At 68.7% G+C, this 14,117-nt stretch carries 13 protein-coding genes; 9 read left to right on the top strand and 4 right to left on the bottom strand.

Annotated elements, in window-relative coordinates:
- The first annotated feature begins 148 nt into the window (after positions 1–148).
- The 5 genes from ABD678_RS01030 (at position 149) to ABD678_RS01010 (ending at position 3,609) form a co-directional block, all read left to right on the top strand.
- Positions 149–1,594 carry a hypothetical protein gene (locus tag ABD678_RS01030; RefSeq protein ID WP_344752824.1) on the top strand — a complete coding sequence of 482 codons (1,446 nt, stop codon included), beginning with the start codon at positions 149–151 and terminating at the stop codon, positions 1,592–1,594.
- 199 nt (positions 1,595–1,793) lie between these two features.
- Positions 1,794–2,096, top strand: coding sequence for a hypothetical protein (locus ABD678_RS01025; RefSeq protein ID WP_344752822.1), 303 nt, complete (start codon positions 1,794–1,796; stop codon positions 2,094–2,096).
- Positions 2,097–2,124: 28 nt separating this feature from the next.
- The gene (locus ABD678_RS01020) at positions 2,125–2,541 is read left to right on the top strand and encodes a phage holin family protein (protein ID WP_344752820.1); all 417 of its coding nucleotides are present in this window, start codon (positions 2,125–2,127) and stop codon (positions 2,539–2,541) included.
- Positions 2,538–2,756 (top strand): DUF3618 domain-containing protein, encoded by a 219-nt coding sequence (locus tag ABD678_RS01015; protein WP_344752818.1) that lies wholly within the window; start codon positions 2,538–2,540, stop codon positions 2,754–2,756. The genes ABD678_RS01020 and ABD678_RS01015 overlap by 4 nt, the downstream gene beginning before the upstream one ends.
- Before the next feature lie 79 nt (positions 2,757–2,835).
- On the top strand, positions 2,836–3,609 hold the full coding sequence (locus ABD678_RS01010) for a uroporphyrinogen-III synthase (protein WP_344752816.1): 774 nt from the start codon (positions 2,836–2,838) through the stop codon (positions 3,607–3,609).
- A 26-nt stretch (positions 3,610–3,635) separates the two neighbouring features.
- On the opposite strand, the gene ABD678_RS01005 is transcribed toward ABD678_RS01010, so the two are convergent.
- Entirely contained in the window at positions 3,636–4,058 is a 423-nt protein-coding gene (locus ABD678_RS01005; protein ID WP_344752814.1) for a DUF1304 domain-containing protein, read from the bottom strand.
- Positions 4,059–4,142: 84 nt separating this feature from the next.
- On the opposite strand from ABD678_RS01005, the gene ABD678_RS01000 reads away from it, so the two are divergent.
- A complete protein-coding gene (locus tag ABD678_RS01000; RefSeq protein WP_344752812.1) occupies positions 4,143–5,390 on the top strand; it encodes an FAD-dependent oxidoreductase in 1,248 nt (415 codons plus the stop codon).
- A 22-nt stretch (positions 5,391–5,412) separates the two neighbouring features.
- Here the strand turns inward: ABD678_RS01000 and ABD678_RS00995 are convergent, their stop codons facing one another.
- The 3 genes from ABD678_RS00995 to ABD678_RS00985 all read right to left on the bottom strand — a co-directional run bounded on the left by ABD678_RS00995 (position 5,413) and on the right by ABD678_RS00985 (position 8,506).
- Positions 5,413–6,435, bottom strand: coding sequence for a 6-phosphofructokinase (locus tag ABD678_RS00995; RefSeq protein WP_344752810.1), 1,023 nt, complete (start codon positions 6,433–6,435; stop codon positions 5,413–5,415).
- Between the two features lie 55 nt (positions 6,436–6,490).
- Positions 6,491–6,715 carry a hypothetical protein gene (locus tag ABD678_RS00990; protein WP_344752808.1) on the bottom strand — a complete coding sequence of 75 codons (225 nt, stop codon included), beginning with the start codon at positions 6,713–6,715 and terminating at the stop codon, positions 6,491–6,493.
- Between the two features lie 210 nt (positions 6,716–6,925).
- Positions 6,926–8,506, bottom strand: a complete 1,581-nt coding sequence (locus ABD678_RS00985; protein WP_344752806.1) for a phytoene desaturase family protein — start codon at positions 8,504–8,506, stop codon at positions 6,926–6,928.
- A gap of 161 nt (positions 8,507–8,667) precedes the next feature.
- Between ABD678_RS00985 and ABD678_RS00980 the strand changes: the two genes are divergently transcribed.
- Genes ABD678_RS00980 through ABD678_RS00970 form a run of 3 tightly spaced genes read left to right on the top strand, consistent with a single transcriptional unit; the run spans position 8,668 to position 14,114 of the window.
- Positions 8,668–12,129, top strand: a complete 3,462-nt coding sequence (locus ABD678_RS00980) for a proline dehydrogenase family protein (protein WP_344752804.1) — start codon at positions 8,668–8,670, stop codon at positions 12,127–12,129.
- Positions 12,130–12,134: 5 nt separating this feature from the next.
- Positions 12,135–12,776: a TrmH family RNA methyltransferase gene (locus ABD678_RS00975; RefSeq protein WP_344752802.1), complete on the top strand. Its 642-nt coding sequence runs from the start codon at positions 12,135–12,137 to the stop codon at positions 12,774–12,776.
- A gap of 51 nt (positions 12,777–12,827) precedes the next feature.
- On the top strand, positions 12,828–14,114 hold the full coding sequence (locus tag ABD678_RS00970; protein WP_344752800.1) for an adenylosuccinate synthase: 1,287 nt from the start codon (positions 12,828–12,830) through the stop codon (positions 14,112–14,114).
- Positions 14,115–14,117: the final 3 nt, after the last annotated feature.

Genomic DNA, 14,117 nt, shown 5'->3' with positions numbered 1-14,117 from the left:
GAGCCCAGCGCTCCCCGACTTACCCCTCGATCCGATGTCTTCTGAATGACATCCGAATCATCGTCGGTGCGCCCCTGCGCGCTCGCTTCATGATGCAACAACACCCGAAAGCAATCTTGCTTGTTGTCATTTAAAGGAGATACCCCCCATGAAATCCAAGAAATTACTGGCACTCGGGAGCGCCCTGCTCCTGGTCGCCGGCTTCGTCTCGCTGGGAGCGTTGCCCGCCAACGCCGACGCCGGCACCAACGATCCCGCTAACTGGGTGACACTGACCGGTGAGACCTGCTTCAAGTACGAGCCGGTGGCAACTCCCTACGTGCTGCCTGCACCGGACGAAGGTCGCACCTACTCGAAGGTGATCATCAAGTCCGGAAGCTCGGGGCAAGGCGGCGTGGTCGATGAGAACACCGTGTACACCACGGGGCTCAACACTGGCGCCTCCTTCACCCACGCGAGTGGAAAGAACATCAGCCATGTGATCCTGTGTACGGTTCCGACGCCTACGCCTCAGGATGCGACGGCGTCGGCGGCGACGACGGATGCCACGTGTGAGGCGCCTGGTGGCGTGTCGTTCTCGATCAACAACGCGACCTGGGATGACGTCAACGACATCTCTGACGGTTCGCGGACGGCGACGGCGAACTCCGGTCACCTGTTCAGCAACGGCCTGACCACGCTGACGGTGACGTACACGATCGCCCCGCAACTCACTGGCGAAGAGTGCCAGACGACGCCTCAGGATGCGACGGCGTCGGCGGCGACGACGGATGCCACGTGTGAGGCGCCTGGTGGCGTGTCGTTCTCGATCAACAACGCGACCTGGGATGACGTCAACGACATCTCTGACGGTTCGCGGACGGCGACGGCGAACTCCGGTCACCTGTTCAGCAACGGCCTGACCACGCTGACGGTGACGTACACGATCGCCCCGCAACTGACCGGTGAACAGTGCCGTACGGTGATCCAGTTCATCGCTCCGCACGCGTTCGACCCGACCTGCCCGGAGGAGCTGGATGCGGCGAGCGGTTACATCCAACTCGACCTGAAGGACCACCTGCACTACGCGATCGATGGAGTCCCCGCGACCCAGGCCAAGAATGACGTGGCTCCGGGAACGTACACGATCAGCGTGACGGTCGATGATGGTTACACCCTGGTGGGCCCGAGCAGCTGGCAGATCACGGTGAACCCGCCGTTCTGCCCGCCGACGCTCGCCCTGCTGAGCACCACGGCATCCATGTCGAACATCACCTGCAGCTCCGCGGGCAGCTTCACGCTGGCTGCCACAGAGGGCATTCAGTGGTTCGTGAACGGTTCGGCGACGGCCACCCCGGCCGGGACCTACGCCCGGACCACTCCGGGTGTTGTCAACGTCGAGGCGAAGCTCATCGACACGGTGAACGACGGTTGGGAGGAGGGGGCCAAGACGAACTGGACCTTCACCTTCACGAACCCGGTCGACTGCCTGCCGACGCTGGCCTTCACCGGATCTGACAGCGCCGGCCTCGGGCTGCTGCTGGCCGGCGGTCTTCTGCTGGTCGGTGGAGCGGCCATCACGGTCGAGAAGCGACTCCGCCGCGCAGCCCGGTAAACTCCGGCACCCCTAGAGTTCGGGTGTCCCACTCTCCCGCTTCGGGTGGGGAGGTGGGGCACCCGAATCATGTGCGCCGGAGTTCCGCCGGATGGCCGTTGGCTGGGAATTTGCTGACCGGGGCACAGGCCGGCGGCGCTACGCTGGACCGAGAACACCGGCCTGGATACGCAGTGGCGGTGAGGCGAACGGAGACGTGATGCGAGGCAAACTGGTCCTGCTGGTCGGTATCGGAATCGGCTATGTACTCGGCGCTCGTGCCGGCCGTGAACGCTACGAAGAGATCAAGCGTGCGGTGCGCGGTTTCTGGAACGACCCTCGCGTGCAGCACCAGGTGCAGAACGTCGAGGAGTTCGCCAAGGACAAGGCCCCGGATGTCGTCGACTTCCTCGGCGAGACCGCCAAGAAAGCGGTGCAGCGCAAGCCGGCAGCGGACAAGACCACCGCCTCGTCGTCGGCACGCAAGCCGGCGGCATCCTCGACCACCGCGAAGAAGAAGTGACGTCCGGTCTCGGCAGGGGGAACATCCAGTGACCGACCGGACGCGCGAACACGAGCAGAAACGCTCGCTCTTCTCCCTCATCGGCAGCCTTCCCGGGCTCGTCGTCGAACTGGTCAAGAGCGAACTCGACCAGCTGAAGAACGAGTTGCTGCGAAAGCTCAAGCACGCCGGCATCGGAGTCGGACTGCTCGGGGTCGCCGCGGTGTTCGCATTCTTCGCGACAGGTGTCCTCACGGCCGCGGCGATCCTCGGACTCGCGGTCGTTCTGCCGGGCTGGCTCGCTGCGCTCATCGTCGCCGCACTGCTCCTGATCTTCGTCGCGATCTTCGTCCTGCTGGGGGTGCGCGAGCTCGGGAAGGGCAACCCGGAGCCCACCGAGACGATCACGAGTATCAAGCGCGACGTGCGGGTCATCAAGGGGACAGCGAAGCGGAGGACACCATGAGCGCTGGGGCGAGGAGCGCGGCGGCACGGGCCGAGCTCGAGGCGACGCTCGACGCCATCGAGGACAAGCTCAACGTGCCGAAACAGTTGGGGGCGCTCGGAACGAGGGCGAAGGCGTCCTGGGATGTGAACCCCATTCCGTGGCTCGTGGGAGCAGCCGTGGCCGTCGTCGTGGTCGGCGGACTCATCGCCTGGGCGGTCGCCGGAGACGACTGAGTCGTCTACCCCCGCTTTTGGCTCTCGCCGCGCCGCGCGGGAGGATAGACGGCATGAGTTCCGCAATCCCGAGCGCTGCATGACGCCATCGCGCAGCACCAAGCCTCTCTCCGGCTGGCGGGTTCTGGTCCCCCGCGGCGGCGAGTGGGGGAACGGTATCGCCGCGACCCTGCGGCAGGGCGGAGCGGTTCCGGTCATCGCTCCGATGATCAACTTCGCGAGCACCGAGAACGCGGATGCGCTGGCCGGTGCCTTCGAGCGCCTGCAGACCGGCGCCTTCGACCTGCTCGTGGTGACGAGTGCGACGACGGTGGACGTGCTCCTCAGTCACGAAGTCCGGGTGCCGGAGAAGACCCGGATCGTCGCGGTCGGGGAGACGACCGGTTCCGCGCTCGCGCTCGCCGGGTACCGCGTCGACTTCGTTCCCGAGCAGGACAACTCCGCGCGCGGTCTGGTGAAGGCCTGGCGGTCGCTCGCGGCATCCGGCCCGGCCCTCATTCCGCAGTCGAACGTTCCGGAAGAGAGCCTCGTGAGCGGCCTCCAGGCACTGGGGGCGGACGCCGAGTTCGTGACCGCTTATCGCACCGTCGGCGTTCCGGTGGCCCCGGAGGTCGCGGCGGATGTCGCCTCCGGTCGCATCGGCGGCATCCTCATCACCTCGGGCAGCGTCGCACGGCAGATCCAGGAGCAGCTCGCCCCGCTGCCCGAGGGGACCATCGTGGCGGCGATCGGCCCGCGCACCGCCTTCGACGCACGCAAGGCTGGGATCGCGGTCGACGCCATAGCCGAAACCCGCACGGCCGACGCCCTCGTCGAGGCGTTCATCGAGCACGTGCGGTCGCGGTCCAGATGACGCGGCAGCTCAGCTGACGGCGCAGCTCAGATGACCATGAGCGGCGCGTGCGCCGCAACCGCCCAGAGCAGGAACACCACCGCGAGCAGCGGAGCGACCCCCTGGATGAGTGCGGCCCGCCAGAGGCGTCGGCTCGAGATCATGAGCACCACACTGGCCAGCACCATCGAGGAGAGGGTCACGAGCAGCACCCACTTGCCGCCCATGGCGTTTCCGGAGGAGAGCAGGTAGAGCCCGAGACCGGTCCCGATCGCGAGGAACAGGTTGTAGAAGCCCTGGTTGAAGGCCATCGGCTCCACGACATCCGCATCGGACTGGGAGCGGAGCCCGAACCGGCGCCAGGTCGACGGCGTCGGCCAGAGGATGCTCTCCATGACGAAGATGAGCACATGGATGAGCGCAGCGATCACGGCGAAGACGACGGTGAGAACTTGCAGGGTTGCGATCATGAGCGCTAGTGTGCCACGGTGCGCCCGCCCGCGCCATCGACCCGAATGGCGAGCCGCGGCTGCGGCGGGCCGGAGAGGCTGCCCATGCCCGAGACGATGACGACGACGTGCTGTATCTCGGGAGGCGGTCCGGCCGGCATCATGCTCGGCCTTCTGCTCGCCCGGGCCGGGGTCGACGTGGTCGTTCTGGAGAAGCACGTCGACTTCTTCCGCGACTTCCGCGGGGACACCATCCACCCCTCGACGATCGACCTCCTCGACCAGCTCGGCCTGCGTGAGCGGTTCGACGCGATCCCGCAGAGCGAGATCCACACCCTCGACGTCGTCGTGAACGGCAACCGGCTGACGCCGGTCGACTTCTCCAGGCTGCACCGCAAGAACGAGTACATCGCGCTCATGCCGCAGTGGGACTTCCTGTCGCTGCTCGCGGAGGAGGGGAAACGGTACCCGAACTTCCATCTCATGATGGGCGTTGAGGCGACCGGCATCCTGCGTGACGGGGACGGCGATGCCGGTGGCGCGCGCGTGCGCGGTGTGACGGCGACCACGAAGGACGGTCCGATCGAGATCGAGGCACTGCTCACCGTCGCCGCGGATGGCCGGGATTCGGCCGTTCGCGACTCCGCAGGGCTCGTCCCGGTGGACTTCGGCGTCGCGATCGACCTGCTGTGGTTCCGCCTGCCGCGCACGAAGGTCAACCCGCCCGACACGCTCGCCTACCTCGATGCGGAGTCGATGGTCATCACCATCCCGCGCCACGACTACTACCAGGCCGGGATGCTCATTCCCAAGGGCGGTTACCCGGACGTCCAGGCGGCCGGACTCGAAGACTTTCGTGCGCGCATCGTGCGCGTCGCGCCGTTCCTGGCGGAGGTCGTCGGCTCCCTGAAGGACTGGGACCAGGTGAAGCTCCTGACCGTTCAGGTGGACCGCCTCGAGCAGTGGTGGCAGGACGGCCTGCTCTGCATCGGCGACGCGGCGCACGCGATGTCGCCCGCGTTCGGCGTCGGGGTGAACTATGCGATCCAGGATGCGGTGGCGACCGCGAACCTCCTCGTCGACAACCTGCGTGCCGGCGCGGTGACGACCGAGGATCTCGCCCGGGTGCAGGCGAGGCGGCTGCCGCCGGTGGCACGGATGCAACCCATCCAGTTGCGCCTGCACAACGTCATCGCGAAGCCCGGCGGTGGCGGCTTCCTCGCCAACCCGATGCGCTGGTGGCAGCGGGCTGCCGCGGCGGTGCTCCTGCCGATCCTGAGGAGGATCTCCGCGCGCATCGTCGGCCGCGGGTTCCGTCCCGAGGTCATCGGGCCTCAGCTCGACCCTCGCTGAACACGACCGGGGGTCGCCGTGCTCAGCCGAAGAGCGCGCTCACCTCGTCGTAGCGCGCATCCGGAACCGTCTTGAGCGAGCCGAGCGCCTCCGCGAACGGCACGTCGACGATCTCGGTGCCCTTGAGCGCGACCATGAAGCCCCATTTGCGCTCGCGCACCATCTGCAGCGCACCCCAGCCGAGCCGGGTCGCCAGCACGCGATCGAAGGCGGTCGGCGTTCCGCCACGCTGGATGTGACCGAGCGTCGTCGCGCGCGTCTCGATTCCGGTGCGATCCTCGATCATCGGCGCGAGCATTTCGCCGATGCCGCCGAGTCTCGGCCGCCCGAAGGCGTCGAGGCCGCGCTCGTTGTGGACATCCGTCATCGAGTCGAGCAGGAATCCCTCGGCGACGGCGACGAGGGGGGCCCGGCCGCGGCCGTGGGCCTTCGTGACCCAGTCGCAGATCTGGTCGATCGAGGTCTTCTTCTCCGGGATGAGGATGACGTGGGCGCCGGCCGCGACGCCGGAGTGCAGGGCGATCCAGCCGACGTGCCGGCCCATGACCTCGGCGACCATGCAGCGCTGATGGGAGTCGCCGGTCGTGCGCAGGCGGTCCATCGCCTCGGTCGCGATCTGCACGGCGGTGTCGAAACCGAAGGTGTAGTCGGTGGCGTCGAGGTCGTTGTCGACGGTCTTCGGAACGCCCACGATGGGGAGGCCGAGGTCAGAGAGCCGATTGGCCGCCGCGAGGGTTCCCTCGCCGCCGATCGCGATGAGAGCATCCATGCCGGTGCTCTCCATGACCTCGCGGACGCGCTCTGCCCCGCCGTGCTCGAAGGGGTTGGTGCGGGAGGTGCCGAGGATCGTGCCGCCCTGCTTGCTGATGCCCATGATGTCGTGTCGGACGAGCTCGAACACGTCCTGGTCGACGAGGCCCTTCCAGCCGTTCCGGATGCCGAGGAACTCGAGGCCATGCGTCTGGATGCCGCTGAACACGATCGCGCGGATGACCGCGTTGAGACCCGGCGCGTCTCCGCCGCTCGTGAGGATGCCGATTGCCATGGAACCATCTTGGTGCACGTACGGGGCTCGCTCCGAACCGGTGAGCTCGGAGAGTTCAGGCATCCTCGTCGTCGCCGGCGTCCGGTTCTGGAAGCCGCTCGAGGTCCGACTCGCCATCCGGTTCCTCGTCCGAAAATTTCGAGGGCCCGGAGCCCGGCTCGTCCTCCGTCGCGGCGAGGCGCCGCAGGAGTTCGTCGGAATGCTTCTTCGCGTCGCCAGCGTGCTCTGGGTCCCAGGCGGCGGGGCCGCCCTGGTTGGCGAACGGGTCGAAATCGGCCATGGCAGGCTCCTCCCGGTCGCCGGTGCGCAGCAATGTGGCTGTGGGTGGAATTCAACCAGCCTTCGGACCGTAGGTAAAGAGTCCGAGAGGGTCGTAGGACTTCTTCACAGCGGACAGCCGGGTGAAGATCGCGGGTGGCCAGGCGCTCGCGGAGTGCTCAGGCGACCGGAATCGGCCGGCGGGGCTCAAGCGGACGAGGCCGGATGCGGCTCAGCCGGCCTCGAGCATCGCCATCGCCGCGTTGTGGCCCCCGAGGCCGCTCACGGCGCCGCCGCGCCGGACGCCGGATCCGCACAGCAGGATGCGGTCCCACCCGGTCGCAACGCCCCAGCGTTCGGCCGGGGTCGACAGCGGGGCTTCGTCCTCCACGAAGGGCCAGGACAGCGGACCGTGGAAGATGTTGCCGCCCGGCATCCCGAGCGCCGCCTCGAGGTCTAGCGTCGTCTTCGTCTCGACGCAGGGCTCTCCGTTCGCGTCCGGCAGGAGCACCCCCTCGATGGGTTCGGCGAGCACCGAGTTCAGGGAGGTGAGCACCGCGGCCTGCAACCGGTCGCGCATCAGGTCGTTGTTCTCCCGTGTGAGCAGCCGGTCGGGGGCGTGCAGAGCGAAGACCGTGAGGGTGTGGGCGCCGGATGCCTGCAGTTCGGGCGAGAGGATGCTCGGGTCGGTGAGGGAGTGGCAGTAGATCTCTGCCGGGATCGGGTCGGGGATGCCTCCACCGCTTGCCGCCTCGAACGCCGTTTGCAGCTGGCTGTAGAGCTCGTTGATGTGGAAGGTGCCGCCGAAGGCTGCGGCAGGGTCGACGGAGGAGTCCTTGAGCCTGGGCAGACGCGAGAGCATGAGGTTGACCTTGACCTGGGCGCCCTCCGGTCGCGCGGACCTTTCTCCGGTCGAGCCTGCCGAGACCCCCGCACCCCCGACCAGCCGGTCGAGCACGTACGGTGCGACGTTGGCGAGCACCGTGCAAGCGCCGACCACGTGTTCCTTGCCGCGAGAGACGTATCGCACCTCGCCGTCGGGCGAGATCGACGTGACCTCGGCACCCGTCAGAAGTTCGGCGCCCGCGCGCCGGGCCGCATCGGCGAGCGCGCTCGTCACGGCACCCATTCCGCCGATCGGCACGTCCCAGTCCCCCGTCTCGTTGCCGATGACGTGGTAGAGGAAGCAGCGGTTTGCGGCGAGGGTCGCGTCGTGGGCGGCGGCGAACGTGCCGATGAGGGCATCCGTGAGCACGACGCCGCGCACGAGGTCACTCGTGAAGGCAGCCTCGATCGCCTCGCCGATGGGGCGTTCGACGATCGACGACCAGAGGGCGTCGTCACCGAGTGCACGCCGCGCCTCGGTGCGCGTCGCGAGCGGCTCGCACACGGTGGGGAAGAGCGCGCGGGCGAGCCTCGCGGTCCCGGCGTAGAACTCCTGCCAGGCGTCGGCGTCCTTCGCGGCGCCGATCGACGCGAAGGATGCGGCCGTCGCGCTCGCATCCGCGTTGTCGACGAGCAGGCCGCGATCGCTGCCCGGCTCGGGTGTGAAGGAGGAATACCGTCGCCTGGCCAACCGGATGTCGAGTCCGAGTTCCCGGATGATGCGCTTCGGCAGCAGGCTCACGAGGTAGGAGTAGCGGGAGAGCCGCGCATCCACCCCGGCGAACGACTCGGCGGACACGGCCGCCCCGCCGACATGGTCGAGCCGCTCGAGCACGGTCACCGAACGGCCGGCCTGGGCGAGGTAGGTCGCGGCGACGAGCCCGTTGTGCCCGCCGCCGACGATGACGACATCAGTATCAGAAGCCATACTGCGAGCCTACTCAGCGCCCACACCCCCGAGTGATGGTCGAGCGGACGACCGGGGGTGCTTCGGCACCATCACTCGTCCGAACCGCCGGCAACTCGGGGCGAGACCGGGGGTGAGACCGGTCTCGCCGACCGTTCAGGCAGGCGAAGTAGGCTTTTCGCATGGAACTGCGCGATCGCGCCCTGCCAGAAACGGTCGCGGACCTTGCCGACGAGGCGGCGGCGACCGTGCGACGCTGGCTGGATGCCGCCGCAGGCATATCCACACCGGCCCACGAGACCCGGTTGGGCGAACTCGTCACAAGCCCGGAGGGTGCATCGTTCGCGATCGGATTCGTGGATGGTGTGCTGCGCCCGCATGACCTCCGGGTCGCGGGTCGCAACCTCGATCGTCTCTCGCGTGCGCTCCCGGATGCGCTCCACTGGTACTCGGAGTTCGGCGCACAGCTGGCCGGCGGATTCGCACCACTGCTGCCGGCCCCGATCGTCCCTCTCGCGAGGGACGCCTTCCTGAGGTCGATCGGTCACCTCCTCATCCGGCTCGACGGCCCGGACCTCGAGAAACAGCTCGCCGAGCTCATCGAGCCGGGCGGCATCCGGCCCGTCCTCGCTCCCATCGCCGCGACCGCGAGCGGGCGGAGGGAGGCCGATCGCCAGGTCATGGACGCCCGCGAGTTGCTGTCGAGGCCGGATGCCGCCGGCGTCTCGATCTCGCTGGCCTCGGTCGTCGGGCGTCCGCGGCTGGTCGACCTCGACGGCGTCGTCGCCCAGGCCCTCGAACTGCTAGGCCCCCTCGTCGAGTTCGCGGCGTCGAAGGGGGACAAGTCGATCGACTTCGACGTGCAGCGCCTCGACGAGCTCGAACCGACCTTGCGGGTGCTGCACGAGCTCGCCAAGCGCCACCCCGCACTTCGATTCGGGGTCGGCCTCCCCGCTTATCTGCCGGAGTCGCTCCCGGCTGCCGAGGCGCTGGCCACCTGGGCGAAGAGGCGAAAGGCGGCCGGGCATCCGCCGGTCACGATCCGGGTCACGAAAGGCGAGCAGCTCGGCGAGGAGAGGGTCGACGCCCTGCTGGGCGGGCTTCCCCCGGCGCCGTTCACGAGCCGCGTCGAGACGGGCGCCCAGTTCTTCCGGATACTCGATCACCTGCTGAAGCCGGCGCTCACCGGAGCCGTGCAGGTCGTCGCCGCGACCCACAATCTGTTCGACGCCGCCTGGACCTGGCGCCTCGCCCGCCGGCGCAGAGTCGAGGGGAGCCTCGAGCAGGAGTTCATGCTCGGGCTCGCGACCGCTCAGGTCGCCGCCGCCAAGCGCGACCTGGGCGGCATCCGGCTGTACACGCCGGTCGTGCAGTCGGGGCAACTGCCGCTCGCCGCGGCGTACCTCGTCCGACGGCTTCGTGACCTCTCCGGCCCCGACAGCTCGCTCTCGACTGCGGCGACCATCGGAAAAGACGAGGAGCTCTTCGCGCGGGAGGAGGAGCGCTTCCGCGCCTCGCTCGCCGTTGCAGCCGGCGCCGCGCCATCCGGTGAACGGCGTTACGACCCGCTGCGTACGACCTCGGCCGACTTCAGCCTCGAGGCGACGCGCGAGTGGGCGGCCGGGGTCTTCGCGCGGACGCGGGACTCCGCTGCGGGGGAGGCCCTTCTCGCGAGGACCCGTCTCGACGGCAGCACGGCGCTCGCGGCTCTTGTCGAGCGCACGGCGACCGCCGGCCGAGAGTGGGGGGAGCGTCGCGGGTCGACGCGCGCGGCCGTCGTCGAGAGCGTCGCGGAGGTGCTCGCCGAGTGGCGTGGACTGCTCGTCGAGGTCGCGGTGAGCGAGAGCGGCCTCACGATCGTCGAGGCGGATGCCGAGGTCACGTCGGCGATCGCCCTCGCCCGTCGCGCCGCGCAGAGCGCTCGCGAACTCGACGGGATCACGGATGCCGTCTTCCATCCCCCCACGCTGACGGTCGTCGTTCCGCCGCGATCCGGTCCCATCGCCCGCCCCGCCGGAGCCGTGCTGGCGGCCCTCGCGGCGGGGAGCGCCGTCATCCTGAAGACCGCGCCGGAGACGCGACGCAGTTCGGCGGTGCTCGTCGAGACGCTCATCGCCGGCGGGGTGCCGGCCGAACTGCTCGGCCTCGTGGACGACGAGAGCACGCTCGCCCGAGAACTCCTCTGCCACCCCCGGGTCGACCGCGTGCTGCTGGGCGGCAGCCGGCACACCGCGAAGCTCTTCCATTCCTGGCAGGCCGAGATCCCGCTCTTCGCGACGACCGGCGGGCGCAACGCGATCATCGTGACGCCGAGCGCAGACCTCGAGAGCGCGGTCGGGGACATCGTCGCGAGCGCGTTCGACCACGCGGGACAGTCGGCCACGGCGACGGACACCGTGATCCTCGTCGGGTCGGTGGGCGAGTCCAGCCGGTTCCTCGGCCGGCTGAGGGATGCCGTCGCTTCGCATCCGACCGGCAGGCCGGGAACGGCGGCGGCAGGGATCTCAGCGCTGGCCAGGCCTGCGGTCGGTCGGGTGCTGGACGCCCTCGACGTGCTCGGGGCGGACGAGAAGTGGCTCGTGCGGCCGCAGCGACTCGACGAGAACGGGCGCCTGTGGTCGACCGGGCTGCGCGACGGGGTGCAGCCCGGGTCGAGTTTCCAGGCCAGGGAGAACCGGGCCCCCGTCCTCGGCATCATGCGCGCCGCGACCCTGTCCGAGGCGATCGAACTGCAGAACGCACCGGGCTTCGGCCTCGCGGCAGGTATCCAGGCGCTGGATGCCGACGAGCTCGCCGAGTGGTTCGACACCGTTCAGGCCGGCATGCTGTTCGCCAATCGTCCCGTCGGGACGGGCTCAGCCACCCTCCTGCCGCACGGCGGCTGGAACCGGTCGAACATCGGATCGGGCACCGCCGCGGGCGGACCCGACGAACTGATCGCTCTCGGCCGGTGGTCGGCCGTGGCGGCCGAGCCCGGTCCCACGGTCTCTCTCGAGGGGATCGACGCCCAGGTGGCGAGGCTCATCGATGCCGCCCTGCCCTCGATGGCGTTCGAGGAGTTCGACCAGGTGCGCCGCGGAGCCCTGAGCGATGCGGAGGCCTGGCGCGAACGGTTCTCGGTACCGATCGAGCTCGGCGATACGGGGCTCGCCACCCGGCCCGCTGCTGGTGAGGCCGGCATCGAGCGCACCCTGCTGCGACACCGCCCGGTGCCGGTCACGATCCGGCTGGCGGAGGGGGCGTCGCCCGCCGACCTCATTCGGGTGCTCGCTGCCGCCACGACGGCGCGTGCTGCCGTCGCCATCAGCTCCGCCGTCCCGCTGCACGCGAACCTCATCGAGCTCTTCGGCGCGCGCGACGCCCCGATCGGTATCGCGCAGGTGCTGGTCGAATCGGATACGCGGTGGCGCGCCAGGGTCCAGGCCGGGGAGGTCGCGACGACGCGCATCCGCCTCATCGGGGGAGATCGCATCGTGCTCGCCCGCGTGCTGCACGGGCAGCCGGGGATCGCCGTGTACGCCGATCCGGTGACGGCGAGCGGACGGATCGAGCTGCTGCCGTTCCTCATCGAGCAGTCGATCAGTGCAAGCACGGTGCGGTTCGGACAGCCCGACCCGGGCCTGGCGAACGTGCCGCTAGCCTGATCCTCATGGTGCAGCAAGAGCACACACCGTCACCCGAGTCGACGACGCACGGTGTGGGTCCATGGTCCGGCGAGTGGCCGTCGGACGATCGCTACGACCCCGACCTGCTGCGCGACGGCGACACGCGCAACGTCATCGACCGGTACCGCTACTGGCGTATGGAGGCGATCGTCGCCGACCTCGACACGCACCGGCATCCGTTCCACGTCGCGATCGAGAACTGGCAGCACGACATGAACATCGGCTCGATCGTGCGCAGCGCCAACGCGTTCGCGGCCGAGACCGTGCACATCATCGGGCGCCGCAGGTGGAACAAGCGCGGCGCGATGGTGACCGACCGCTATCAGCATGTGATCCAGCATCCGGATGTCGTCGGCTTCGTCGACTGGGCGCGCGAACGCGATCTCCCGATCATCGCGATCGACAACGTGCCCGGCAGCGTCGTCATCGAGACGTTCCCGCTACCGGAGCGATGCGTGCTGCTGTTCGGACAGGAGGGCCCAGGGCTCACGCCGGAGGCCATCGAAGCGGCCGAGGCGGTCGTCGAGATCAGCCAGTTCGGTTCGACCCGCTCGATCAACGCCTCGGCCGCCGCCGCTGTCGCGATGCACGCCTGGATCCTGCAACACGTGACCTTCGAGGGTTAGCGCTCGATAGACTGGGGTGTAATCCCCCACCCAATCGAAGGGATCCCTGCCATGCCCGCAATCGTCCTGATCGGCGCCCAATGGGGCGATGAAGGCAAGGGAAAGGCCACCGACCTGCTCGGCAGCCGCCTCGACTACGTCGTGAAGTTCAACGGGGGCAACAACGCCGGGCACACGGTGGTGGTCGGCACCGAGAAGTATGCGCTGCACCTGCTGCCGTCCGGCATCCTCACCGACGGTGTCGTACCCGTCATCGCGAACGGCGTCGTCGTCGACATCTCCGTGCTGTTCGAGGAACTCGACGCTCTCGAGGCCCGCGGCGTCGACGTGTCGAGGCTCCGCGTGAGCGCGAACGCCCACGTCATCACGAGCTACCACCGCACGCTCGACAAGGTGACGGAGCGCTTCCTCGGCAAACGGCAGATCGGCACGACCGGCCGCGGGATCGGCCCGGCATATGCGGACAAGATCAATCGGGTCGGGGTGCGCATCCAGGACCTCTTCGACGAGAACATCCTTCGCCAGAAGGTCGAAGGCGCCCTCGACCAGAAGAACCAGCTGCTCGCGAAGATCTACAACCGGCGCGCGATCGCGGTCGAGGAGGTCGTCACCGAACTGCTCTCCTACGCCGACCGGCTGCGGCCCATGGTGGCCGACACCGCGCTCGAGTTGAACCGGGCGCTCGACGACGGCAAGACCGTTCTCTTCGAGGGCGGCCAGGCGACGATGCTCGATGTCGACCACGGCACCTACCCCTTCGTCACCTCCTCCAATGCGACGAGCGGCGGTGCGGCGACCGGATCGGGTGTCGCCCCGAACCGTTTCGACCGCGTCATCGGGGTCATCAAGGCGTACACGACGCGCGTCGGGGCTGGACCGTTCCCCACCGAGCTGTTCGACGAATGGGGCGACTTCCTCACCGAGAAGGGCGCGGAGTTCGGAACGACGACCGGCCGCAAACGACGCACCGGTTGGTACGACGCGCCCATCGCGCGGTACGCCGCCCGCATCAACGGGGTCACCGATTTCGTGCTCACCAAGCTCGACGTTCTCACCGGCCTCGAGTCGATCCCGGTCTGCGTCGCCTACGAGGTCGACGGGAAGCGCTTCGACGAGATGCCGGTCAACCAGACCGACTTCCACCATGCGAAGCCCGTCTACGAGAACTTCCCCGGCTGGACCGAGGACATCACCGGCGTGCGCGAGTTCGACGACCTCCCGAAGAACGCCCGCGACTACGTGCTCGCCCTCGAGGCGATGAGCGGTTCACGGATCTCGGCGATCGGGGTCGGACCCGCTCGCGATGCGATCGTCGTCCGCCACGACCTCGTCGGGTGACTC

The organism is Leifsonella bigeumensis (genome assembly GCF_039537265.1).
GTDB classification, from domain to species: domain Bacteria; phylum Actinomycetota; class Actinomycetes; order Actinomycetales; family Microbacteriaceae; genus Terrimesophilobacter; species Terrimesophilobacter bigeumensis.
This window is presented reverse-complemented; position numbering and strand designations above follow the sequence as displayed.

Excerpts from the sequence above, each read along its gene's own strand:
- ABD678_RS01025 (WP_344752822.1), top strand. The coding sequence starts at position 1,794 with ATGCGAGGCAAACTGGTCCTGCTGGTCGGTATCGGAATCGGCTATGTA.
- ABD678_RS00995 (WP_344752810.1), bottom strand. The coding sequence starts at position 6,435 with ATGGCAATCGGCATCCTCACGAGCGGCGGAGACGCGCCGGGTCTCAAC.
- ABD678_RS01015 (WP_344752818.1), top strand. The coding sequence starts at position 2,538 with ATGAGCGCTGGGGCGAGGAGCGCGGCGGCACGGGCCGAGCTCGAGGCG.
- ABD678_RS00990 (WP_344752808.1), bottom strand. The coding sequence starts at position 6,715 with ATGGCCGATTTCGACCCGTTCGCCAACCAGGGCGGCCCCGCCGCCTGG.
- ABD678_RS01030 (WP_344752824.1), top strand. The coding sequence starts at position 149 with ATGAAATCCAAGAAATTACTGGCACTCGGGAGCGCCCTGCTCCTGGTC.
- ABD678_RS00980 (WP_344752804.1), top strand. The coding sequence starts at position 8,668 with ATGGAACTGCGCGATCGCGCCCTGCCAGAAACGGTCGCGGACCTTGCC.
- ABD678_RS00970 (WP_344752800.1), top strand. The coding sequence starts at position 12,828 with ATGCCCGCAATCGTCCTGATCGGCGCCCAATGGGGCGATGAAGGCAAG.
- ABD678_RS00975 (WP_344752802.1), top strand. The coding sequence starts at position 12,135 with ATGGTGCAGCAAGAGCACACACCGTCACCCGAGTCGACGACGCACGGT.
- ABD678_RS00985 (WP_344752806.1), bottom strand. The coding sequence starts at position 8,506 with ATGGCTTCTGATACTGATGTCGTCATCGTCGGCGGCGGGCACAACGGG.
- ABD678_RS01000 (WP_344752812.1), top strand. The coding sequence starts at position 4,143 with ATGCCCGAGACGATGACGACGACGTGCTGTATCTCGGGAGGCGGTCCG.
- ABD678_RS01005 (WP_344752814.1), bottom strand. The coding sequence starts at position 4,058 with ATGATCGCAACCCTGCAAGTTCTCACCGTCGTCTTCGCCGTGATCGCT.
- ABD678_RS01010 (WP_344752816.1), top strand. The coding sequence starts at position 2,836 with ATGACGCCATCGCGCAGCACCAAGCCTCTCTCCGGCTGGCGGGTTCTG.